Origin of the sequence: Halorientalis salina (assembly GCF_005049285.1) — an archaeon.
GTDB lineage: Archaea > Halobacteriota > Halobacteria > Halobacteriales > Haloarculaceae > Halorientalis > Halorientalis salina.
Genome location: NZ_SOSC01000006.1, coordinates 47,671 through 70,476, shown reverse-complemented (window position 1 = coordinate 70,476; position 22,806 = coordinate 47,671). Strand labels below are relative to the sequence as shown.

The 22,806-nt window shown below is 67.6% G+C and carries 20 protein-coding genes; 7 read left to right on the top strand and 13 right to left on the bottom strand.

The genetic code is table 11. From position 1 onward, the window contains the following. Positions 1-201 precede the first annotated feature (201 nt). From radA to E2481_RS12245, 5 genes are all read right to left on the bottom strand, one after another. Positions 202-1,251 carry a DNA repair and recombination protein RadA gene (gene radA, locus E2481_RS12265; protein WP_136717442.1) on the bottom strand — a complete coding sequence of 350 codons (1,050 nt, stop codon included), beginning with the start codon at positions 1,249-1,251 and terminating at the stop codon, positions 202-204. A gap of 109 nt (positions 1,252-1,360) precedes the next feature. After that, positions 1,361-2,014: a PspA-associated protein PspAB gene (gene pspAB, locus E2481_RS12260; protein WP_136717441.1), complete on the bottom strand. Its 654-nt coding sequence runs from the start codon at positions 2,012-2,014 to the stop codon at positions 1,361-1,363. A 46-nt stretch (positions 2,015-2,060) separates the two neighbouring features. Further along, a complete protein-coding gene (locus E2481_RS12255) occupies positions 2,061-2,771 on the bottom strand; it encodes a DUF2270 domain-containing protein (RefSeq protein ID WP_136717440.1) in 711 nt (236 codons plus the stop codon). A 79-nt stretch (positions 2,772-2,850) separates the two neighbouring features. After that, positions 2,851-3,726 carry a zinc metalloprotease HtpX gene (gene htpX / locus E2481_RS12250; protein WP_136717439.1) on the bottom strand — a complete coding sequence of 292 codons (876 nt, stop codon included), beginning with the start codon at positions 3,724-3,726 and terminating at the stop codon, positions 2,851-2,853. Positions 3,727-3,809: 83 nt separating this feature from the next. After that, positions 3,810-4,847, bottom strand: coding sequence for an NAD(P)-dependent alcohol dehydrogenase (locus E2481_RS12245; protein ID WP_136717438.1), 1,038 nt, complete (start codon positions 4,845-4,847; stop codon positions 3,810-3,812). 131 nt (positions 4,848-4,978) lie between these two features. Between E2481_RS12245 and E2481_RS12240 the strand changes: the two genes are divergently transcribed. Together E2481_RS12240 and E2481_RS12235 are read left to right on the top strand one after the other, a co-directional pair. After that, complete coding sequence (locus E2481_RS12240) at positions 4,979-6,115, top strand: 60S ribosomal export protein NMD3 (protein ID WP_136717437.1); 1,137 nt, start codon at positions 4,979-4,981, stop codon at positions 6,113-6,115. Further along, a complete protein-coding gene (locus E2481_RS12235; RefSeq protein ID WP_136717436.1) occupies positions 6,108-7,151 on the top strand; it encodes a class I SAM-dependent methyltransferase in 1,044 nt (347 codons plus the stop codon). The genes E2481_RS12240 and E2481_RS12235 overlap by 8 nt, the downstream gene beginning before the upstream one ends. 145 nt (positions 7,152-7,296) lie before the next feature. Here the strand turns inward: E2481_RS12235 and E2481_RS12230 are convergent, their stop codons facing one another. From E2481_RS12230 to E2481_RS12215, 4 genes are read right to left on the bottom strand one after another with little or no spacing between them, the layout of a single operon-like run. Beyond that, entirely contained in the window at positions 7,297-9,036 is a 1,740-nt protein-coding gene (locus E2481_RS12230) for an ATP-dependent DNA helicase (RefSeq protein WP_136717435.1), read from the bottom strand. A gap of 40 nt (positions 9,037-9,076) precedes the next feature. After that, positions 9,077-9,298, bottom strand: coding sequence for a DUF7561 family protein (locus tag E2481_RS12225; RefSeq protein WP_136717434.1), 222 nt, complete (start codon positions 9,296-9,298; stop codon positions 9,077-9,079). A 55-nt stretch (positions 9,299-9,353) separates the two neighbouring features. Beyond that, positions 9,354-10,097, bottom strand: coding sequence for an AAA family ATPase (locus E2481_RS12220; protein WP_136717433.1), 744 nt, complete (start codon positions 10,095-10,097; stop codon positions 9,354-9,356). A 59-nt stretch (positions 10,098-10,156) separates the two neighbouring features. Continuing rightward, the gene (locus tag E2481_RS12215; protein WP_136717432.1) at positions 10,157-10,582 is read right to left on the bottom strand and encodes an HIT family protein; all 426 of its coding nucleotides are present in this window, start codon (positions 10,580-10,582) and stop codon (positions 10,157-10,159) included. 86 nt (positions 10,583-10,668) lie between these two features. On the opposite strand from E2481_RS12215, the gene E2481_RS12210 reads away from it, so the two are divergent. Continuing rightward, positions 10,669-11,556, top strand: a complete 888-nt coding sequence (locus E2481_RS12210; RefSeq protein ID WP_136717431.1) for an amidohydrolase family protein — start codon at positions 10,669-10,671, stop codon at positions 11,554-11,556. A gap of 143 nt (positions 11,557-11,699) precedes the next feature. On the opposite strand, the gene E2481_RS12205 is transcribed toward E2481_RS12210, so the two are convergent. Next, positions 11,700-12,080 (bottom strand): DUF5658 family protein, encoded by a 381-nt coding sequence (locus tag E2481_RS12205; protein WP_136717430.1) that lies wholly within the window; start codon positions 12,078-12,080, stop codon positions 11,700-11,702. A gap of 182 nt (positions 12,081-12,262) precedes the next feature. Here E2481_RS12205 and E2481_RS12200 point away from each other — a divergent pair, with 182 nt between their 5' ends. The 4 genes from E2481_RS12200 to E2481_RS12185 all read left to right on the top strand — a co-directional run bounded on the left by E2481_RS12200 (position 12,263) and on the right by E2481_RS12185 (position 15,840). Continuing rightward, entirely contained in the window at positions 12,263-12,685 is a 423-nt protein-coding gene (locus tag E2481_RS12200; RefSeq protein WP_136717429.1) for a hypothetical protein, read from the top strand. 1 nt (position 12,686) lies between these two features. Continuing rightward, positions 12,687-13,358: a hypothetical protein gene (locus E2481_RS12195; protein WP_136717428.1), complete on the top strand. Its 672-nt coding sequence runs from the start codon at positions 12,687-12,689 to the stop codon at positions 13,356-13,358. A 144-nt stretch (positions 13,359-13,502) separates the two neighbouring features. Continuing rightward, on the top strand, positions 13,503-14,654 hold the full coding sequence (locus E2481_RS12190; RefSeq protein WP_136717427.1) for a thiolase family protein: 1,152 nt from the start codon (positions 13,503-13,505) through the stop codon (positions 14,652-14,654). Between the two features lie 109 nt (positions 14,655-14,763). Then, a complete protein-coding gene (locus E2481_RS12185; protein ID WP_136717426.1) occupies positions 14,764-15,840 on the top strand; it encodes a hypothetical protein in 1,077 nt (358 codons plus the stop codon). A 32-nt stretch (positions 15,841-15,872) separates the two neighbouring features. Here E2481_RS12185 and E2481_RS12180 read toward each other — a convergent pair whose 3' ends face one another. The 3 genes from E2481_RS12180 to E2481_RS12170 form a co-directional block, all read right to left on the bottom strand. Next, complete coding sequence (locus E2481_RS12180) at positions 15,873-17,681, bottom strand: LEA type 2 family protein (RefSeq protein ID WP_136717425.1); 1,809 nt, start codon at positions 17,679-17,681, stop codon at positions 15,873-15,875. 142 nt (positions 17,682-17,823) lie between these two features. Further along, the gene (locus E2481_RS12175; protein WP_136717556.1) at positions 17,824-18,657 is read right to left on the bottom strand and encodes a ZIP family metal transporter; all 834 of its coding nucleotides are present in this window, start codon (positions 18,655-18,657) and stop codon (positions 17,824-17,826) included. 391 nt (positions 18,658-19,048) lie between these two features. After that, on the bottom strand, positions 19,049-22,750 hold the full coding sequence (locus E2481_RS12170) for a PAS domain S-box protein (RefSeq protein ID WP_136717424.1): 3,702 nt from the start codon (positions 22,748-22,750) through the stop codon (positions 19,049-19,051). Positions 22,751-22,806 lie beyond the last annotated feature (56 nt).

Genomic DNA, 22,806 nt, shown 5'->3' with positions numbered 1-22,806 from the left:
GCTCTGAGGGCCCTGCGTTCGTGCGGTGCACTCATGCAGACACCGGAAGACGCTTAGCGTCTTCCGAGCCGATCGCTCGTGGCGGCTTCGCCGCCACGCTACTCGCGAAGACACCGGACGCGCCGCAGGCGCGTCCGGCTTTTTTAGCGTAGATTTTTTCGCTGAGAGGTGCGCTTCGCGCACCCGAAGCGAAAAAAGGTACTATTCGTTCATGAGGCCGCCTTCCTCGACGCGCATGACGCCCTCGCCGTCGGGGAGGTTCGGCGCGTCGACGAGCTTGACGATGCGCTTGTTCCCCTTGGATTTGCGGAGGTAGATGCGGAACGTGGAGGTGTGGCCCAGGATGTTCCCGCCGATGGGCTGGGTAGGGTCCCCGAAGAAGGAATCGGGGTTCGAGGCGACCTGGTTGGTGACGACGACGGCCGTGTTGTTGAGGTCGCCGACGCGCATCAGGTCGTGGAGGTGTTTGTTGAGTTTCTGCTGGCGCTCGGCGAGTTCGCCACGGCCGACGTACTCGGCGCGGAAGTGCGCAGTGAGGGAGTCGACCGCGAGCAGGCGAACGGGGAACTCGTCGTCCTGGCTCTCGCTGGCGAGTTCCTTGGCCTTCTCGGCCAGCAGGATCTGGTGGTTGGAGTTGAAGGCCTTCGCGACGTGGATGTTGTCGAGCATGACCTCGACGAGGTCCTCCAGCAGGCCCTCGTCGGTGGGGTCGGCCTCCTCGTCCTCGCCGACGAGTCCGTGGAGCTCCATCGCGGCGGCCAGGACCTCGTCGTCGTGGCCCCGGACCATCTGGTCGATCCGCTCGGGGCGGAACGTGTCCTCGCTGTCGACGAAGATGGCGCTGCCCTCGAGGCCGCCGTGTTCCTTCGGGAGCTGGACGTTGACGGCCAGCTGGTGGGTGACCTGGGACTTCCCGGCCCCGAACTCGCCGTACACCTCGGTGATGGACTGGGTCTCGACGCCGCCGCCGAGCAGTTCGTCGACCTCGTCGACGCCCCAGGTGAGCTTGCCGATCTGCTCGCGCCGTTCCAGGACCTGTGCACCCGACTCGAACCCGCCGATGTCGGCGGCCTCGCGGGCGGCCTGGATGATGTCGGAGGCGCTCGACTCGCCGATGTCCGCCGTGTTCGAGAGCTCCCCGGGGCTCGCGACCGCGATGCCCTGATAGGAGTCGAACCCGTTTTCCTCTAACTTCTCCGCTGTCGCCGGACCGACGCCCGGCAGGTCCTCTAGGTTTTCGCTTGCTGCCATACTTCCGGCTTCTCCCCCCTATCACATAAAGCCTCGTTAACAGCGTAGTGAAAGTGAAACTGTGGGACACAGCGGTGGCTGATTCGAGACGTATCCGAAGCTTTAGGTACTATTCCCAGGGATGGCGTCCGGGGCTGTCCGGCCAGAGCGGGTACCAGTACTCCGTGTCGGCTTCCACGTCGAGTTCGCCGTCGAGGACGCTCTGGAGTTTGAACTCCGTGCTGCTGTCGCGCTCGTGGTCGCCCGCGGGCGCGAACGGGTAGTACGCCCCGCGGCGGAACGAGTACACCCAGTACACCGGGTGACTGTCCTTGGCGGCGTCGTCGCCTCGGTTTCGATGTCCCTCCGGGCCATCGCGCTTCTCGAAGGCAAAGAGCGCCGCGAGCAACCGCGAGCCAAAGCCGGTTTCGACGAGCGTGTCGGCGGCGAAGTGAACGCTCGTCACGAGGTCCTCGACGTCGTCGTCTTCCAGGACCACCCAGTCGTAGCCGTGGTCGTCCCGCCGGAATCGGGCCTGCGTGCCGGTTTCGACCTCGCCGGCTTCGAGAATGGCCTCGACGTCGGCGACGGCGTCCTCGAAGTCGGTGCTGTCGACCGCGGAGAAACAGAGGGCGGCCTCGCCGGCCGGCGCGTAGCCCAGGTCCGCCTCCATCGTCACGTATGCCGTGCTCATCCCGAAGAGGTCCTCGGGGTCGGCGTCCCGCGTCGCGTCGGCTTCGGCCCTGAGTCCGAGGACGGACTTGATGCCGTCGAGCAGTCCCATGTCCCGACGGACGTGACGCGCGTAGAAACAACCTGTGAAGCGGGCGCTACTGATCGACCTCGTCGCCCTTCCAGTCGCCCTCTTTCTGTTTCTCGTTGAGTTCCCCCTTTGCCTGTCGCTTTCGCGGCCAGAACGCGACCGCGAGGACGACGGCCGTAAACGTCGTGACCGCTCCGATGACGATCCAGCCGGGGATGTCGAGGATCGCGGCGGCATCGAGCGGCCCGCCACCGGGCGAAATCACGAGGATCTGGGCGGTCCAGGCGGCGAGCAGGATGAGGTACAGCGGGAGGTAGATGCGCCGGAGCCGACGCGAGTACGCTTCGACGAACGGCATCTTCAGCGCCGGGTTCCGCAGGTCGTTGCCGAGTTCCTGCCGCCAGTTCTCGTGGGTGACCCCGGGTTCCGGGTCCAGGAGCGGCGCGAACAGGTCCTCCTCGACGAGGCGGACCCGGGACCGCCAGGTGTCGTACGACCTGTACCGCCGGGTTTCCGCGACGTGAAGCATCTCCAGCGTCAGGATACCGACGAGGAGGATGTAGTGCGGTCGGGTGCCGCTCGAAAACACGTACGCGAGTATCGCGGCCATGATCGTGATCGCCCAGTTGGTCGTCTTGTCCATCCTGGTCTGTTCGGTGTTCATCCGATCCAGCTCGCCGCGGTAGTAGTGGCCCAGCAGCGACGTGGCGCTGTCGACGTCGCCGCTGATCCGCTCGCCGATGTCGGTGAGACCGGAGTCGTCAGTGTCGTCGCCCATACTGTGGGGATCGGTACCGATCCAACTGTCCCTTCTGCTGGCAAGTGCATCGACCGCCGTCTGCGACGGGGCCGTCCCCTCAGAACTGCTCCAGTTCGCGTTCCATCTCCCGCAGTCGTTCGATCCGTTTCTCCGTCGAAGGGTGCGTTCGGGCGATCTTCCCGATGAACCCGCTCTTGATCGGGATGATGAAGAACGCGTTCATCTCGGCCTGCTGGCGGAGGTCTTCTGTCGGTACCTTGTCCATCCGCCCGTCGATCTTCATGAGCGCCGAGGCCAGCGCCGAGGGGCGGCCGGTGATGAGCGCGCCGCCGCGGTCGGCCGCGAACTCGCGGTACCGGCTGAGCGCCCGGATGAGGAGAAAGGAGAGCACCCACACCACGAGCGAGACGACGATGGCGACGACGACGCCACCGCCGCCGCGTCGGTTGCGGCCGCCCCCGAACAGCCACCCCCACCGGACGATGAGGAAGGCGATCGTCGAGAGGAAGGAGGCGATGGTCATCACCATCACGTCCCGGTTCTTGACGTGGGCGAGTTCGTGGGCGAGCACGCCTTCCAGTTCCTCCCGGTCGAGGGTGTCCAGGATCCCCTCGGTCACGGCGACGGTCGCGTTCTCCTGGGAGCGGCCGGCAGCGAAGGCGTTGGGCACGCTCGTGTCCGCGACGGCGATCGTCGGCTTGGGGAGGTCGGCCTGCTGGGCCAGTCGGCCGACCGTCCGGTGGAGGTCGGGGTACTCCTGCTCGCTGACCTCCCTCGCGCCCATGCTCCTGAGTGCGAGTTTGTCGCTGAAGAAGAACTGGCCCAGCGAGAACAGCCCCATCACGACGACGATGAGCAGGAGGCTATCGAAGTACAGCGCCAGCACGCCGATGAAGAGGAGATAAAGGGCGGCGAGCAGGAACATGGTAATCCCCATACGCGCCCGCAGGCCCCAGTCCGCTTGCCACTGCATGCTCGACACTACGTGACGGTGTCAATTAAGGGCGCGGTCGGCCAGTTCGCCGGCGAACACTGCCGACTGCCGGCGCTCGCCGGTCAGGGTACGATGACCGCTCGCCCCTCGATCTCCCGGTGTTCCAGCCGCTCTGCGACCGTGTTGATCTCCGAGAGGTCGTACTCGCTGGTTTCGAGGTGCATCTCGCCCTGCTCGACCAGCGAAACGAGTTCCTGCAGTTCGGTGTACTCGCCGACGAGCGTCCCGCGGAAACTCATCTCGCCGTCGACCAGCGTCTGGGAGGGCTCGTGGACGTGCCCGCCGTAGCCGACGACGTGGTGGTCGCCGCCCGCCGCCAGCAGGTCCGGCCCCATCCCGGTCGTCTCGTCGCTCCCGACGAAGTCCAGCGTCTGGGTGGCACCCACGCCGTCGGTGATATCGTCGACGACCTCGGGCACGTCCTCCTCGGTCGGGTTGATCGTGTAGTCGGCACCCAGGTCTTCGGCCAGCGAGAGCGCCTCGTCCTTGACGTCGACGGCGATAGTCCGTGCCGCGCTCATCGAGTCGACGGCCTGCAGGCCGATGTGTCCGAGGCCGCCGATGCCGACCAGGACCGCGTAGTCGCCCGGGACGAGTTCCTCGACGGCCTTCTTGGCCGCGTGGTAGGCCGTGATGCCGGCGTCGGCGTGCGGTGCGATGTCGACCGGATCGACGCCCTCCAGCGGGACGACCGCCCGCTCGTTGGTCAGGAGGTACTCCGCGAACCCGCCCTCGGTCGTCAGCCCCGGGAACGACAGTTCGTCGCAGTACATGTCTTCGCCAAGCCGACAGGACCGGCACGTCCCGCAGGTCATCACCGGGTGACAGAGCACCTGGTCGCCTTCCTCGACGACCGTGACTTCCGAGCCGACGTCCGCGACGGTCCCGGCGTTCTCGTGCCCGAGCGTCTGCGGGAGGTCGATCGGCGCGTACTCCTGCCACATGCCCTCGACGATGTGGTTGTCCGTCTGACACCACCCCGCTCCCTCGATCTCGACGACGATCTCGTCCGACCGCGTGACCTCCGGCCGGTCGATCTCGTCGATGGACAGCGCCTCACTCATGTCGTCGGTGAACTCGTGGAGTCGTGCGGCGCGCATAGCGGTCGTACCACGCCGTCCGGCACAATAGTTCTTGGTGCATGCTATCTTTTAGCGCGGAGTGTCGGCGGTGGGACGCCACCTGTCGCGGAACGCGCCATTTAACCGCGACAGCGGTCTATCGTGGCCCAATGACCGAATCACGCGAGTTCTGTCCGCGGTGTGGGGACGCCGTGGCCGCGCGGCCGGAACCGGGGCCCGGAGAGCCCCGGGACCCCGACCGCGTGCTCTGTAACGACTGTTACTTCGAGGAGTTCGACCTCGTGGACGCTCCCGAGCGCATCGAGGTGCGCACCTGTTCGCGCTGCGGGGCCGTCCATCGCGGCAACCGCTGGGTCGACGTGGGGGCACGGGACTACACCGACATCGCCGTCGAGGAGGTCAGCGAGGCCCTGGGGATCCACATGGACGCCGAGGATGTCGACTGGCAGGTGATGCCCGAACAGGTCGACGAGACGACCATCCGGATGCACTGCCAGTTCACCGGCGTCGTCCGCGGTGCCGGCGTCACCGAGGAGGTCGTCGTCCCCGTCAAGATCGCCAAACAGACCTGTAACCGCTGTGGCCGCATCGCCGGGGACTACTACGCCAGCATCGTCCAGGTCCGCGCCGACGAGCGGACGCCCACCGACGCGGAGATCGAAGGGGCCGAGGAGATCGCCACCGAGGTCGTCGAGGAGATGGAGGCGACGGGTGACCGCAACGCCTTCGTCACGGAGACCAGCGAGACCGACGAGGGGCTGAACATGAAGGTCTCGACCAACAAGATCGGCAAGAAGGTCGCCCAGCGGATCGTCCAGGCCTACGGGGGATCGTTCTCCAGCGCCGAGACGCTCGTCACCGAGGACGAGGACGGCAACGAAGTCTACCGCGTCACCTTCGCCGTCCGACTCCCGCGCTACCGGCAGGGCGAGATCATCGACCCCGAGGACGACGACGAGGGGCCGGTCCTCGTCCGGAGCGTTCGGGGCAACCTCAAGGGAACCAGACTCACCACCGGCGAGGACTACGAGGCCGCCCACGAGGTGGGGAACGCCCCCGAGGCCCGCCGCCTGGGCACCCGCGAGGACGGCGAGGAGACGACGCTCGTCACCGTCGAGGACGAGCGGGCGGTCCAGGTCCTCGACCCCGAGACCTACGAGGCCAAGACGATCGCTCGACCCGACTACATGGACCCCGACGCCGACACCGTGCCCGTCCTCAAGAGCCGCGCGGGACTGCACGTCCTGCCCGAGACCGACGAGCCGGCCGGGACTGAGGATGCCTGACGACGACCCTCGCTCCGATCCGCTGGATACCGCCGAGCAACCGCTCGCGGCCGTCGTCCCGAAGCCCGAGTCCGAGTCCGCGATCGCCGAGTTGCAGGCCGAGGGCGTCTACGACGACGACCGGAGCGTCCGGTCGTTCGGAGCCGACGCGGTGGCCCTGCCCGTGACCGAGCCCCCACAGCGTACCCAGGTTCGGGAGGTCGTCCGGCAGGAACCACAGCCGCGTCTGCGCACGCTCGAGGACCACCTCCGTGAGCGGGGCTGGACCGACGACGAGCTGGATCGCGCGCCCGGGTCGTGGGCCGTCATCGGCACCGTCGTCCTCGTGGACGTGGGCGACGCCCCGCGACCGGGCGAGGTCGGAGAAGCGTTGCTCGAACTCCACGCCAACGCCGACACCGTCCTCGCCAGAGGCGGCATCGACGGCCAGCACCGCGAACCCGACGTCGAGGTCCTGGCGGGCAGCGGCGATACCGAAACCGTCCACACCGAACACGGGACGAAGTACGCACTCGACCTCGCGGAAGTCATGTTCTCGCCGGGGAACAAGGCTGAACGCGCACGGATGGGCGAAACCATCGAGAACGGCGAGCGCGTCTTCGACATGTTCGCCGGGGTGGGCTACTTCACGCTCCCGATGGCCCGAGCCGGTGCCCGCGTGACCGCCACCGAACACAACCCGACGGCGTTCCGGTACTTACTGGAGAACGCGAAACTCAACGACGTCCACGACCGGGTGGACATCTACCGGGCGGACTGCCGGGACGTGGCCGGCGAGGTCGAGGCCGACCGCGTCGTGATGGGGTATTACGAGGCCCACGAGTACCTCGACAGCGCGTTCGACGCGCTCGAACCCGGCGGCATCCTCCACATGCACGAGGCGACGCCCGAGGGACTGGTGTTCGACCGTCCCATCGAGCGCCTGGAAGCGGCCGCCGCCGACGCCGGCCGAACGGTCGAGGTCGTCGGCCGGCACCGGGTCAAGGGGTACAGCGAGGGCGTCGCTCACGTCGTCGTCGACGCCAGGATCGAGTGAGCAGCCGCTCGATGGGGCTGTCCGCTCGAAAGGCATAATTGAGTGGACGAAGGAGTTCGAGTATGGACCGCCAACAGATCATCGCGCTCGTCTTCGTGTTGCTGATGGTCCTCTCGCCCATCGCGTACGCGGCTGTCTCGGCCTTCTAGCTCTCCCAGACGTCCGACAGGGGGTGGGAATCGTCGCCGGCCGACGACCGCCGACGCGACCGGGACCGGGAGCGACTGCTCCCGCCAGCGTCGTCGCCGACTGCGGCCGCCGGGTCGAACGTCGGCAGGTCCGGTTCGGTCATCCGGTCGACCTGCGCGGCGAACCAGTCGGGCATGTCCGTCCGCGCGCGCTCGAAGAGATCGAGGAGCGAGGAGTCCCCCAGATACGTCGCCCCGTAGTCGTCGGGGGCCCGGATCACCCGCCCGCAGGCCTGGATGACCGTCCGCAGCGCCGCCCGGTAGTACCAGCCCCACTGGCCCTCTTCCAGTCGACGCGCCACCCGCGAGTCGCGGGTGTTGGGATAGGGCGCTTTACACAGGAGCTGCCAGCGCGCCAGGTCACCCTCCAGGTCCAGCGCCTCCTCCATCTTGACCGAGAGGAACACCTCGTTGCCGTCGCTTCGCTTCCAGGTCGAAAGCACGGCGTCGCGGTTCTCCCTGTCGTGGGACCGGACGCGACTCTCGACGCCGAGGTCCGCGAGCTGGTCGGCCAGCCGCTCCTGTATTCCATAGGAGTGACAGTGAACGATCCCCTTCTCGTCGGGGTGGGTTTGCATCAGCCGGACGAGCGTGCGGGCGATGGCGGGGAGGGTCTCGTCGCGGTCCTCGTAGGTCATCTTCCCCTGGGTCACGTCGTACAGCGGCCGGTTCTCGACGGGGAACGTGTGGGGCACCTCGACCAGGGCCACGCGGTCGGGCGAGAGCCCGGCTCCGGCACAGAAAGCGTCCTTGTTCAGAATCGTGGCCGACAGCAGCGCGAACTTGTTGCCCCGGTCCCAGACGGTGTGTTTGAGATAGCGCTCGGGGGCCATGGGCTTGACCGTGACGGCGCTGCCCTCGCCGTCGGGCTGGTCGACGACCCACGTCGTCCCGCTCTCGGTGTCCCGGTAGTCCTCCAGGAACCACTGGAGCTCCGAGATCAACTCCGTGAGGCGGTCGCGTTCGGCCACCTCGTCGGGGGTTAGCTCCGCGTTGCCCCGGAGTTCCTCCTGGCGGCGCGAGCAGACCGTCATCACGCGGTCGGCGTAGTCGGCCGCCGCGTCCAGATCGCCACCGATGTTCGGTGGTTGGATGTCGTCCCAGACCGGCACCCGGCCCGGCGAGAGGTCGATGGTCGCGTACATTTCGGCCCATTCGCTGAGTCCATGCGCCTCGTCGACGACCACCACGTCACGTTTGCCGAACACGTCCGACCCGGCCGTCTGCATGAAGTAGGCCAGCGTCATCGCCGCGATGTTGCGATTCGAGGCGATGGACCGATCGGAGAAGTAGGGACACCGGTGTTTGACCTGGCAGTCGAACATCCGCTCGCGAGCGCAGGGTGCCTGATCGACGGGGGTGTCGGTCTCCCCGGGGAGGATACAGGAGTAGTTGTTCTTCCCGCGGATGACGTTCAGGTCCTCCAGCAGTTCGTCGGCGGCCACGTCGTCGAGCTGGGAGACCTGCGGGGTGGTGTAGTACGCCCCGATGGGCTCGTGGGCCTCGGCGTCGCCGGCACGGCGCGCACACCCGGCGATGGCCCGCGCGAGCAGGGACTTCCCGCTCCCGGTGGGGGCACGCACCAGCACGACGTCCTTGCCCCGCTCGAAGGCGGCGCGGATGTCGTCCAGGGCCTGCTCCTGGGCACCCCGGTAGGAGGGCGCGGGGAAGCCATCGTGTATCCGGGCGGGGTTCACGTTCCGGGAAAGTGACCCGGACAGCCTAAAGTCATCGGCTTCACCCGTCAGTCCACTCCGGCAGGTCCCGCACGTCCGCCGCGGTGACGTCGCGGTCGTCCGGGAGCTGTTCGATGCAGTCGTTACAGAGGAACCACTCCGACCCGTCGGCGAGTTCGAGCGCCAGCCCCTCCGTCTTGTCCCGCGAGAGCGACCAGAAATCGCTGATCCCCCCGGCGATCGTGACGCCCTGCCCACACCCGTCGCACGACTCCTTTGCCATGGCTGCACTTGGAGTCCCCCGAGTAAAGGGGTTTCCCGGCCGCCGTCTGATCGCCTCAGCGGTACCCATCGAACAACCCCTCCTCGGGGAAGGACAGGTCGAGCGTCGTCTCGAATGCCGTCTCGACCGCCGCGGCGACGGCGGGGGCAAAGGTCGTCTCCGGGTCCGCACAGACCGGCAGGTCACTGACCGCGGTCGCGTCGCTTTCCGGGACGGTGGCGTCGACGCCCTCGAGGGTCTCGCCCTCGTCGACCCGGTTGGCGATGACCGCGTCGGCCGGCGCGTTCACGTCGTGGAGCCGGTCCTGCATCGCCGGTACCCGGTCGAAGCCGCGTTCGGTCGCCGGCACCACCGCGCCGACGCGGTCGGCGGCCGACACCGCGGCGAGCGCCTGGTTGTCGGCCACCGGCGGCACGTCGACGATCACGTGGTCGAACTGCCGGGCAGCCGTCGCGAGTCGGTCCTCGAACTGTCGGGCGGCCTCGGGCGTCTTCGCCCTGGCCAACCGCTCGAACGGTGCTCTGGCGGGACAGACCGCCAGTCGACCCGGGAGGTCGACGGGGTACTCGGCCAGGCCGGCGTCGAGCGCCAGATCGGTGGCGTCGGTCACGAGCGCGGTCACGTCCGGGTCGATGCGGCCGGGCACGTGCGTCGCGAGCCCCTGGGTCGCGAACGCGGCGTCGACGAGCGCCACGTCCCGGCCCGCCCGCGCGAGCGTCGCGCCGAACTCGACGGTCAGTCGTGTCGTCCCCGCGCCCCCCGTCACCCCGACGAGCGCGAGCGAACTACTGGTGGTCACGGCTCAGGGTCCCTCGTTTTCCGATAAAAACCTACGGTTCTTCGAGTGACAGGTCGGCGCTACTGGTCGGCCTCGATGTCCTCGGCGATGGCTGCGAGTTCGTCGTCGTCCAGATCCGGCGCGGACCCGCCGACGGCGTGGATGGGGTTGCCGCCGTCGCCCTCGAACCGCGGGATGACGTGGCCGTGGACGTGGGGCACTTCCTGGCCGCTCGCGTCGCCGTTGTTGAAGCCGACGTTGCTCGCGGGCGCGTCGACGGCGTCCTCGACGGCCGGAATCAGGTCGTGGAGCGTCTCGTACAGCGAGTCGGCCACGTCGTCGGGCAGGTCGTTCAGCCGCTCGTGGTGGCCCTTCGGGATGACGAGCGTGTGGCCCGGCGCGAGCGGGTTCACGTCGAGGAAGGCGAACACGTCCTCGTCTTCGTAGACGGTGTGGCTCGGGATCTCTCCGGCGACGATCTGACAGAAGATGCAGTCCTCGGACATGGACGAGGGGTCGACCGCACGCACAAAGAAGGTTTCCCGGTCGATCGCCCTCCGGATTTATTGGCAGGGTCGCCGTGGCTTGGGACATGTCCGAGGGCCAGTTCGCGCCCGCGACCGACGCCCACGTCCACCTCATGCCCGAGCGACTGCTCGACGCCATCCGCGAGGTCCTCTCGGCCGAAACCGGGTGGTCGTTCGACCACCCCACGTCCCGGGCGGCGATCGAAGCGCACCTCCGGGACGCCGGCGTCGACCGGTACTTCGCGCTTCCCTACGCCCACGAGCCCGGCATCGCCGCCGACCTCAACGACTGGGTGCTCGACCGGGCGGCCGACTCCGAGATGGCCGTGCCCTTCGCCACAGTCCACGGCGACGACCCCGTCGAGTCGGTCGTCCGCGATGCCTTCGAGGCCGGCGCGCGCGGGTTGAAGTTCCAGTGCCCGGTCCAGGAGTGTGGCCCGACCGACCCGCGGCTCGATCCGGCCTTCGAGTTGGCCGCCGAGTACGACCGGCCGATCCTGTTCCACGCCGGGACGGCACCGATGTTCGAGGACAGCCCCTACGTCGGGGCCGACCGGTTCGCGGAGTTCGTCGCCTCGTATCCCGACGTGCGGGCCTGTGCCGCCCACATGGGAACCTACGAGGTCGACCGGTTCCTCGACATGGCCCGCGACCACGAACAGGTGTTCCTCGACACCACGATGGCGATGGCCCCGCGCTCGCCGGAGGTCGTCGATTTCGACCCTGCTGCTATCGCGGACGAGACGCTCGCCGAACTCTCCGAGTCGGTCATGTACGGCTCCGATTTCCCGAACATCCCCTACGAGTACGAACAGGAGCGGGCGGGCCTGCTCGCACGCGACCTGTCCGAGTCGGTCTGCCGGGACGTCTTCGCTCGGACGGCGACGAGGTTTTTGGGGAGCGAGGCCGACCGGAGGGAGGCCTCGAACCGAACGGGGAGGCACGACCCGTGAGGAAGAGCGAGGCGCGACCGGAGAGAGCGCCTCGGAAAGGCAAACGGCGAGGCACGACCCGTGAGGAAGGGCGAGGCGCGACCGGAGAGAGCGCCTCGAAGCGAGCGGTGAACGAAGTGAGCCGTGAGCAAAGGCGAATCCGACTACCCGAGCAGTACGCCGAGGTTGACCAGCGTCGTCGCGGTCCAGGGCAGCGCCAGCCCCAGTGGGACGACGAGCCGGTTCGGTCGCGGCAGCACGACCCAGGCCGAGACGCCGAAACTGACGGCGGCGAGTTTCAACGCCGTAAAGGCTGCGAACCCGCCGTCGGCGAGGGCCGTTCGGACGATCGGGTTCCCTTCGGTTCCGCCGACTGCGAGTCCGACGTAGGTCGACAGCACGTCGGCACAGAGGACGACGGCGACGAGGCACCACAGGGCGCGTTCGCGTTCGACGAGGCGTACTCGGAGGGTAGTGAGTCGGCCGGTGCTCGTGGTTGGCTGTCCGTTCGACGGGCGGTCGATGTCCAGGGCGTCGGTCGTCATGTGTGGTCGTGCAGGGGTCTCGGCGCTGTCGTTCTCCCCACCGAGAACGACGGCCGAACGGGGACGACACGTTAATTTAGAACAATTATAGTTTGAATAATTTGTGGTCGTCGCTGAAAGGTTCGACCACTGGCCGCTGTGGGCAAACAGTTATTACCGGTTCGCCTGAAAGTCGCATGAGAATGACACGCACTGTTCGCGGACTGGTACGTGGGGTCGGACTACTGGTGTGTCTCGTCTCTGTCGGGAGCGTCGCCTTTGCCATGCCGGCGCTCGCTCAGACCGGGGCGAACGGGGCGGAGGAACCCGGGCTGTGGCACGCGACGAGTCTCATCGCGCAGGTGATGCTCTCGATCGGGGCCGTCGGGTTCGTCGTGCAGGCGGCACGCGCGTACGGCGGCGAGATCGGGAAGGCGCTCTACGTCGCCGGCGGTGGCGTGGTCGTCTTCGCCGTCTGGCGACTCCTCGACGGGGCGTCACAGATACTGCAGATGGAGCGTCCGCCGGGCAGCGTCGAGAGCGCGGTGTATCTCGTCGCGACGGCCCTGTTGCTGGCGGGCTTTTACATGCTGTGGGAGACGATGAGCGGCCACGCGACCGCCTAGGATGAGTAGCTACGAACGCCTCGCCGAACGCCTCATCGAGACACAGCGCACGATGCTCGGCAAGCGGGCCGTCGACATCGCCCGCTCGGTCGAGGGCATCGACGTGACCGACGACGGCCAGGTCGCGCAGGTCGCCGAGGACGACCGGGCCGTCGTCGGTGACCTGGTCGCCGCCTACGTCGACGTGATGGGCGTTACCGCCCGGACGCGTCTCACCGAGGTTGCCCGTGAGTACGACGACCTGGTCCTCCCGGCGAACCTCGGCGGTCCCGAACCGGGCACGACCGACGAGGACACCGAGGCCGAGAGCGAGTCCGACGCCGACGACACCGGCATCGTGACGAACATCTGGGGGGAAGACCAGGCGGCCAACGGGACCGATCCCGACGCTGCGGCCCCGATCGACATCGTCGAGACGGATCTGGACGCCATCTACGTCACTGCCGAGGACGACGCCGGCGGGGCGACGCGGGTCCCGCTGAGTCTGGCTATCGTCGACACCGTGACCGCGGAGACCGACCTCGAACGCGGACACCTCGACCATCCCGAGGCCTACGTCGACGCCGTCCAGGTCGTCCGACTGGTCGACGCCGACCCCGGGACTTACCTTTCCTTCGGCGTCGAAGGCCACGAGATCCATCTCCATCAGGACGGCTCCCTCACCGTCGAGTAATCCCACGCGACCTGTCTGCCTTCGATCGTTAACTCGCGAACCTGCCCGCTGGAACGTTGGAAACTCCAGTTCTGTTCTCACACTGTTTGTAAGGGATCCGAAGAAACACTGATACGACTCGCACCTGTATGACAGTTCACAACCATGCACGATGCAGTCATCGTCGACGCGGTACGGACGCCCTTCGGCAAACAGAACGGCTCGTTCCGTGACACCCATCCCCAGGACCTGGCGGCCGAACCGCTCGAAGCCCTCGCCGAGCGCAACGACTTCGACGGCGCGGAGACCGTCGAGGACGTCATCTACGGCTGTGTGACGCCCGTCGACGAGCAGGGGTTGAACATCGCCCGCCTCGCACCGATGGTGGCCGGGTGGGACGATCAGGTGCCCGGCGTCCAGTTGAACCGGATGTGTGGCTCCGGCCAGCAGGCCATCAACTTCGCCGCGAGCATGATCATGTCCGGGCAACACGACGTGCTCGTCGGCGGCGGCGTCGAGCACATGACTCGCGTCCCGATGGGGTCGGACGGCAACAGCGTCACGGACTCCTACTTCGAGCACTTCGACGAGGTGACCACGCAGGGCGAAGGGGCAGAGCGCATCGCCGAGGAGTACGGCTTCTCCCGCGAGGAACTCGACGAGATCGCCGTCGACTCCCAGCACCGCTGGGGCGAGGCCTGGGAAGCCGGCCACTACGACGACCAGGTCGTCCCGGTCGAGACGGAACTCGACGGCGAGACCGTCACCGTCGAGCAGGACGAACACCCCCGGCCCGAGACCGACCTGGAGACCCTCTCGAATCTCCCGCTGTCCTTCCGCGAGGAGGGCAACGGCGTCCAGCACGCCGGCAACTCCTCGGGCATCGTTGACGGTTCCTCGGCCGTGCTCGTCGCCAGCGAGGAGGCCGCCGCGGACCGCGGCTGGGACCCGATGGCCCGCATCGTCGCCACCGAGGTCGTCGGCGTCGACCCGCTCACCATGCTGAAGGGACCGATCCCGGCCACCGAGCAGGTACTCGACAAGGCCGACATGGACATCAGCGACATCGACCTCTTCGAGGTCAACGAGGCCTTCGCCGCCGTCGTCGCCGCCTGGCTCGAAGAGACCGGCGCGTCCTGGGAAGACACCAACGTCAACGGCGGGGCCATCGCTCACGGCCACCCGCTCGGCGCGACGGGGTCGATGCTCATGACGAAACTCGCCCACGACCTCCAGCGGACCGGGCAGGACTACGGCCTGTGTACGATGTGCATCGGCTTCGGGCAGGGTATCGCGACGATCATCGAGCGGGTCTAACTGCGAAGACGATCACCGAACGGGTGTAGGCCGAGTCACGATCTTCGCTTTCGGCGCGCGAGCCAGTCAGTGTTTTGAAGGGAGTGCTGTCCGGATTCGTCCACAGACGATGGGACAGTCAGCCGATTCTCGCCACCGAATCTGGATCACCCAGTCGATCGACGGCTTCGCGGCCCGGACCGTCGACCACCCGCTCCTGGTCGGCTGCCTGACCTTCGGGACGATTCCGGCCGTGCTGTCGCTCCTCTTTTTCGCCCTGCTGCCGGCGCGGCCACCGCTCGACTTCGTGACGGCACACCTCCTCGCGATGGCGATCCCGTTCGTGGGGCCGGCCGCCATCTGGTACTGGGATACGCACGTCTTCGCCCAGTTCGTCGAACAGACGGCGGGCCTGGCCGTCGATCCGGACGCGGTCCGTCGGGTCGGGGACCGATACGAACGGGTCTTCAGCGACCGGTTCCTGCGGTTCGTCGCGCCCTGGACTGCCCTCGTCGTGGGTGTCGTGGCGCTGAACGTCGGCTATCTCGAAACGATCGGCGTCCGGGGCGTCGCGGACCCCGCGTTCTCGGTCTACCTCCTGATCGTCGCGTGGTTCGGGATCGTGACGGGGATCGGCTTCCACGGCGCGATCACGGCGATCCGGGCGATCCGGGCGGTCGGGCGACTCGACCTGGAGATCGATCCGTTGCACCCGGACGGCCTCGGCGGGTTGAGCGCCGTGGGCTACCTGGCGATTCGGACGACGATGCTGATCTCGCTGGGGTCGCTGGCGCTCCCCCTGGCACTGATGTTCGGGATCGGCGGGGGGTTCGGGACGCTGGTGTACCTGGCCGTCGGCGTCTACGTCGCCGTCATCGCGGTCTCGTTCGTCTACCCCACGGTGTACGTGAACCGGCGAGCGCAGGCGATCGTGGAGGCGGAACTCGAACGGACCAGCGCGAAGATCAAACGCCTCCGGACCGAGGCCGCGGAACTCGCCGAGGCCGACGGCGCGGCCGAGGAGGCGGCGACGATGGACGAAGTGGCCAAACGCCTCGAAATCCAGCGGCTCAGGGACGAGTACAACGAGTACGCCGGCGTGAGCCTCTACCCGCTCTCGGTCGGCATCATCGTCCGACTGCTCTCGTCGATCCTCCTCCCGGTCTTTTTCACCGTCTTCGAGATGTATCTCGGCCGCCTCATCTGACGCCGAAAAACCGCCCCGTCCGCTGGTACCTGTTAGTTCCCGCTCTGGTTCAACACGTCCGTTTCGATGGTCTCGGACTGACCCAGCGAGTCGAGTTCCTGGGTCGTACTGCCGGCCCGTGAGTCGACGGTCACGACGGCGGTCACCTCCAGGTCCGAGCGCTCCTCGGGGACGTGGGTGACCCACCACTCGTCCATCTTCCGATTGTCGAGTGCCATCGTCAGCCCGACGGTGTCGGTCGATTCGGGCGCGATCGTTCCGACGTTCCGGGCGGTGTCGTCGGCCAGCACCACGTCGTTCAGCGTCACGCGGTAGTCGACGCGGGTGACTTCCACCTCCGCGGGGAGTTCGTTCTCGACGGTCGCGTCGACGTTCAGCGGCGCGGTCCGGGGGTCCGCCTGCCCCCAGTCGGACTCGACGCCCTGGACCACCAGCGCGCGTCGTCCCTCGACGGTGACTTCCTCGTTGCGGTCACCGTTCATCCCGGCCAGCAGGTCGGTCTCGAAGGTGCTGGTCCGGGTGTCCATGGCCACGTCGAACTTCGTGACGCCGACGTCGACCAGTGCGGTCGGCGCGGTTCGTACCGTCGACCGCTCGCCCTGATTGAGGTGGCGCGCCCACCAGGTCGGGACCTCGCCGTTGTCCATCTCGGTCGTGCTGTCGACCCGGTTCGTCCCGGGCGCGAGATCCGACACCTGCCGGGTTCCCTCCGCGACCGTCACGTCGTTGATGGTCGTCTCCTGGCTGATGTCCAGGGTCAGCAGGTCCGTCATCTCGTCGTCGGGGGCCTCGATGGTGGCCGTCGAGTCGATCTCGGTCGTGGCGTCGGTGACCTCGCCCCACGTGCGGTTCGTCTCGGTGGTTTCGGGGAACTCGAACGACTGGGCGCGCTCGCCGCCGACGTTCGTCACGTTCGTCCCGCCGCCGCCCAGCATGTCGGTTTCAAGCGACAGCGTCTCGTCGTAGAGGCGGATGGGGACCCGTTTCCGCTCGCCGTCCTGTTCGACGATGCCGTACATCTCGACGGTGAGGTTGCTCTGCTCGTCGTCCCGGACGTGTTCGGCCCACCAGTCGGCCATCTTCGGCGTGTCGAGGCCGACTTCCACGTCGAGTTGGTCCCGCTGGCCGGGGTCGACGTCGACGCCCGCGGTCTGTCGGTCGCGGCCGAGTTCGACGCCGTTCATCGTGACGACGTACTCGACGCCGTCCAGCGTGACCGGGTAGTCGTGGACGTTCTCGACGGTCGATCCGAACGTGATGGGCGTGGTCTCGGCGTCGGCTTCACCCCACGTCGCGGTCTGGTCGCTCACCCGCAGGAACGAGTCGTTCCGAACCGTCACAGTGCGCTCGCCCTCCTGGCTGAAGCCGCCGAGGATGTCCGTCTCGATGGTGTCTTCCTTGGCGGGGATTTCCCGGGAGACCCCGACTGCGCCGACGCTGGCGTCGATGGCCAGGGTCGACTGCTCGTCGCCGTTGACGTGGGTGACCCACCAGTCGGCGATGCGCTCGTTTTCCATCTCGGTCGTGAGGTCGATGCTGTTGGTTCCCGGCCCGAAGCCGACGCCCGATTGGCCGCCTTCGGCGAGCGTCACGTCGTTGAGCTTCGCCGTGTAGGAGACGTCGACGATCCCCGGCACGCCGACCGGGTTCGGATTGTTCACCACGACTTCGGTCCGGATCTCGGTCGTTTCGTCCGTCACCTCGCCCCAGGCGTACGTCGACTCTTCGACCGTCGGGGGCTCGAACGTCGTCACGGCGACGACTGCCCCGACGATGCCCAACAGCACCACGACGCCCAGAACCGCACCGCCGATCTTCAACCAGCCGCTGCGCGTTACCATTGCCGTCTCGACGTGTCGGATGCCAAAGAGTCTTGAGGCCGATTCCGGCGAGCGAGGTCGACCGGGGGCGAGGTCGACCGGAGAGAGACCTCGAAGCGAACGGGGAACGGAGTGGCCCGTGAGCAACGGAGCGACCCGGTCGCTATCCCAGGCTCACGTCGAGGTACAGCATGACGACGACGCCGAACATCGTCCCCAGCGTCGCGATTCGCTCGTTGCCCCGGGTGTGGGTCTCGGGGACGATCTCGTCGGAGATGACGAACAACATTGCGCCCGCGGCAAAGCCCATCGCGTAGGGCAGCAGCGGTCGGGCGACCTGGACTGCCAGCGCGCCGAACACCGCCAGGGGAATCTCGACGACACCCGAGCGCAGGCCCGCGAACGTCGCGTAGAAGCGCCGGTCCAGGCCGGCGTTGATGGCTGCGACCGACACGGCCAGTCCCTCGGGGATGTTCTGGATGCCGATGGCCAGCATGAGCGGAACGGCCGCCTCCACGTCGCCCGAGCCGAAGGCGACCCCGACCGCCAGCCCCTCGGGCATGTTGTGCAGCGTGATGGCGAGGATGAAGAGGACCACCGGTGCGAGCCGGTCGCTGTCCAGCGGGACTGACTCGCTCGGGTTCGCGGCGTCGGTCCGCCGGCTGCCGGTCAGCAGGTAGTGTGCGTGGGGGACCAGTACGTCGGCGCGGTCGAGAAAGAGGACGCCCAGCACCACGCCGGCCAGTACCGGCAGCGGGTCGCCGCCCGAGTACTGCTCGATGCCGGGGATGATGAGGCTCGTGAACGCCGCCGCGAGCATGATCCCAGCCGCAAAGCCGAGGGCACCGTCCAGCGCCCGCTCGGAGGGGTCGCGCCAGACCAGGACGAGCGACGCGCCGAGCAGGTTCAGCGACGCGATGACGACGCCACCGACGAGGCCCTGGATGACCGGATCAGTTCCGGCGACCTGCTGGAACAGGTCGACGATCGACACCATGTGCCTGCCGGTTCTGGGGGCAGTGTCATAACAGTCCCGCCGGGACGACGGTGAGGCCGGCGACCGGGCGTCGGGTTCGTGACCGTCGACGGCGTCGAACCGCGTCCCGAGCAGGTCCCGGACGGCCCTGCGGTGGTCGTTGGTTCGGCCGTCGCCGGTGATGGCCGTGTCGGCCCGATCGGACCCGTCGTCGAGCGTCGCCAGCATGGCCGCCCGTCGGTCGGCGACGATCAGGGTGTGAGTACCGGCTGACGCGAGCACCTCGTACGCTTCGGTGGCCGTCGGAGCCGGTCGGTTCGCGTGTGCGGTCGTCTACCCCGATGGACTTCCGATATTGGCAAAAGCGATCTCCCGGCAGGGTAGGACCGATCCAGCGAACTGCCGGGCGGCGTTATGTGGTCGACTCGCCCTCGACGATGGCGGCGAGGATGCGCTGTTCGGCACCCCGGAGGTGCTGGTGGAACGTCGGCGGGCTGATGCCGAGCGCGTCGGCGACGTCCTCGCCGGTGCTCTCGCGGGGCCACTCGAAGAAGCCCGCGAAGTACGCGGCCTGCAGGGCGGCGAACTGGCGTTCGGTCAGCAACTCGCCGAGGTCGACGTGGTCTCGACTGTCGGCGTCACCGTCCCTGCCGGCGGTCGTTCGGCGCTGGGCGAGAACAACTGCGCCCGGGTAGGCCTCGCGGACCTCGTCGACGACCGCTCGAACCGGTGCGTCCGGCGGGAGTTCGGCCGTCATCCGGTAGTCGCCGTCCGCGAACGTCGCCGACGGGATGTGGCCGCCGTGGGCCGTCACGATGTGCAGTGCCGGCGGCTCCGAGAGATGCAGTTCGTACCGTTGCCGTTCGAACCCGTCGCCGATGAACGACACGTCTTCCCAGTCCGGTAACTGCTCGACCAGTCGTTCCAGCGTCTCGACGCCGTCGTCCGTGACCGTTCCGTACGCGAGATATCCCTCGCTGATCGGGATGGTCTGCTCGATTTCGATTTCGCCCGCACCGGCCTCCTCGATGTCGAGTTTCTCGAACACGTCGCGGATGCGGAACTCCACCTCGACGACCTCGTCGCTCATCAGCAACCGCTTTCGCTCGATGGCGTTGATGACGTGGCCGACGACTCTGCCGAGCTGTTCGACGACGGCCCGCTCCTCGCCGCCGAACGCGGCCGGTCGGTCGGCGTAGACGTTCAACACCCCGTACGTGGTGTTCTCGTAGGTGATGGGGATGGCGGCCGAGGACCGGTAGCCGTACTCCCTCGCTCTGTCCTGCCACTGCTCGTAGGCCGGATCCGTTAACACGTCCTGACAGATCTGTACCTCGCCGGTCCTGAGCGCCCGCCCGGTCGGTCCCTGGCTGTGTTCGCTGTCGTCGACGGTGATCGTCACGTCGTCGAGGTAGCCCTCGACGCCGGCCTCCGTTCGGAGTGCGACCTCGTCGGTGTCGCCCTCGACCGCGCCGATCCACGCGAACTCGTAGGAGTCCGCGTCGGCCAACCGCTCACAGACCAGTTGCTCGACGTCCTCGCGGGTCGACTGGTCGATGAGGACGCTGACGATGTCCCTGATGACGCCGTTCAAGTTGTTCAGGGCGGCCAGCCGCTCGCGTTGGCGCTCGATCTGGTGTTCGTGCTCGGTGCGGTCGATGGCCGTCGCGAGGATGTTCGCCACCGACTGGACGAAGTCCACGTCCTGTCGGGTGTACTCCCGTGTCTCCGTGTCGTGCGTGCTCAGAACCCCCCACGGGTCCTCGGGCGCCCCGATGACGACGCTGACGCCGCTTTGCACGTCGTGGGACGTGAGCAGTTCCGGGCCGGTAAACCGCGTTTCGGCGTCCATGTCGGGCACGACGACGGGTTCCTCCGAGACGAGCGTGTGGCCGGCCTGTGAATGGCGGTCGGTCGGGACGTGTGCGCTCCCGACCAGTCCGTCGCGCCAGCCTACGCCCGATCGGAGGGCCATCTCCTCGCCGTCCGGGAGCAGCTCCAGTACCTTGCAGTAGTCGTTGCCTAAGATCCCGCTAACCAGGTCGGCGGCCTCCTCGAACAGGGCATCCAGGTCGTCCTCGGCGAGCGCCTGCTGGCCGAGTCGCGTGACGACCCGCTGCTGGCGGACCCGCGTCTGGAGTTCCTGCTCGCGCTCTTTGCGCTCGCTGATGTCCCGGACGACGCCGACTCGATCGGTCCCGTCGTCGGTTTCGACCAGACTGAACGTGGCCTCCGTCTCGATCGCGGTCCCGTCCGGCCGGTGGAGGGTCGCGTCGAGGCTGGCGGCGTCCCGACCGCCCGCTCGCATCTCGGCCTCTACCTCCTGTGCTCGGGCGATGACATCGCCGTCGACTGTCCCCCGTTCGACGAGCCTGGAGACGTGACTGCCGACCAGTTCGTCCGCCGGGAGGCCGACCAGTTCGGTGTAGGCGTCGTTGACGAGCGTCAGTCGCCCGTCGTTGTCGATCACGTAGATCCCGTCCGAGACGGTCTCGACGATGGTTTCGTAGCGTTCGAGTTCCCGCTCGCGAGCCCTGCGCTCGCTGATGTCCCGGCCGACGCCGGCCAGCACCGGGTTCCCGTCGGGGTCTTCGAGCCTGGACGCGACGAACTCGTGGGGGACCCGCTCGCCGTCTTTCGTCAGGAACGGCGCTTCGACCCGGACATATCCCGTCTCGAACGCCTCCTCGATGGCCTCGGCGATCGCACTGCGGTCCGACTCGGTGAAGAAATCCAGCACGTGCATCCCGTCGATCTCGGCGTCCGGACGACCGGTCACCGCCGACAACTGCTCGTTCCAGCGCTGGAGGGTTCCGTCCGCATCGAGGACGTAGAACACGTCGTCGACGGCACCGAGGATGTCGTCGGTGTACTGTCTGTACCGTTCGAGTTCCTGTTCGCGTTGCTTGCGCGCCGTCACGTCCCGGAAGTAGACGGACAGGCCGCTCTCGGAGGGATGGGCCTCGACCGCGAACCAGGCCTCCACCGTCGGGAGATATTCCTCGAAACTGACCGGCTCCTGGTGGGCCATCGCCCGCTCGTACTCCGCCTGGAACGTCGTGTCGACGGCCGACGGGAACGCGGCCCAGATATCCGCACCGATCAACGCCGACCGTTCCGTGTCGAGGAACTGTGCTGCCAGCTCGTTGACGTAGGTGAACCGCCACTCGTCGTCGAGCGCGAAGAACGCGTCCGTGATCCGCTCGAACACCTCGGTCAGTTCCGACTCCAGGGCGTCCCGCTCGGTCGCCAGTCGCTGCTCGTACTCCCGGCGCTCGGTCATGTCACGGGTTACCTTGGTGAATCCCTGGAGCCGGCCGTCGTCGTCGCGGACGGCCGTGATGACGACGTTGGCCCAGAACCGCGAGCCGTCCTTCCGGACGCGCCACCCCTCGTCCTCGACGCGTCCCTCGGCGGCCGCGTCCGAGAGGTTCCGGTCGGGTACCCCGCGCTCGCGGTCTCCCTCGGTGTAGAACGTCGAGACGTGGTCACCGACGATCTCGGCTTCCTCGTAGCCCTTGAGGCGTCTGGCCCCCTCGTTCCAGGTGACGATTCGCCCGTCCGGGTCCAGCATGAAGATGGCGTAGTCCTCGACGGCGTCGATCATCCCCTCGAACTGTCGGCTGTGTTTCCACTGCCGGCCCTCGTTGCCCGCCGTGTCGACTGCCGGTGCTGGCTCGGTCGGAACGGCCCCGTCGTGGTCGTCGGCTGGCGTGAGAACGCCGACCGTGGTCCCCCGGCCGCCGTCGCCTTCCCCGACCCGGAGTGTGCAGGGGACCGCGTCGCCGTCCGCGGTCGCGACGGTGACGGCGACGGGTTCGACGTCGCCGTCGCTGTCACCCGACAACCGCTGGATCGCCAGTTCGCTCCGGGCGAACGCCTCCCCGTCGAACAGCACCGAGACGTGCTCACCGACCAGTTCATCGCGCGCGTAGCCGGTCAGTTCGACGAGCGCGTCGTCGACCGCCGTCAGGTGCCGATCACCGTCGAGTCGGTAGACGCTCTCCGGAACCGCCGCCGCGAGCCCGCTACACCACTGTTCGCCGGTGTGCCCGTCCCCCCGACCGCGATCGGTGGACCGGCCGCTCTTCGAATCCCCTGACTCTCTGGACATCTTGCTCCCCGTAACCCACCGATACGGATAAGCCGCCCGCCGAATATCAGTACGCG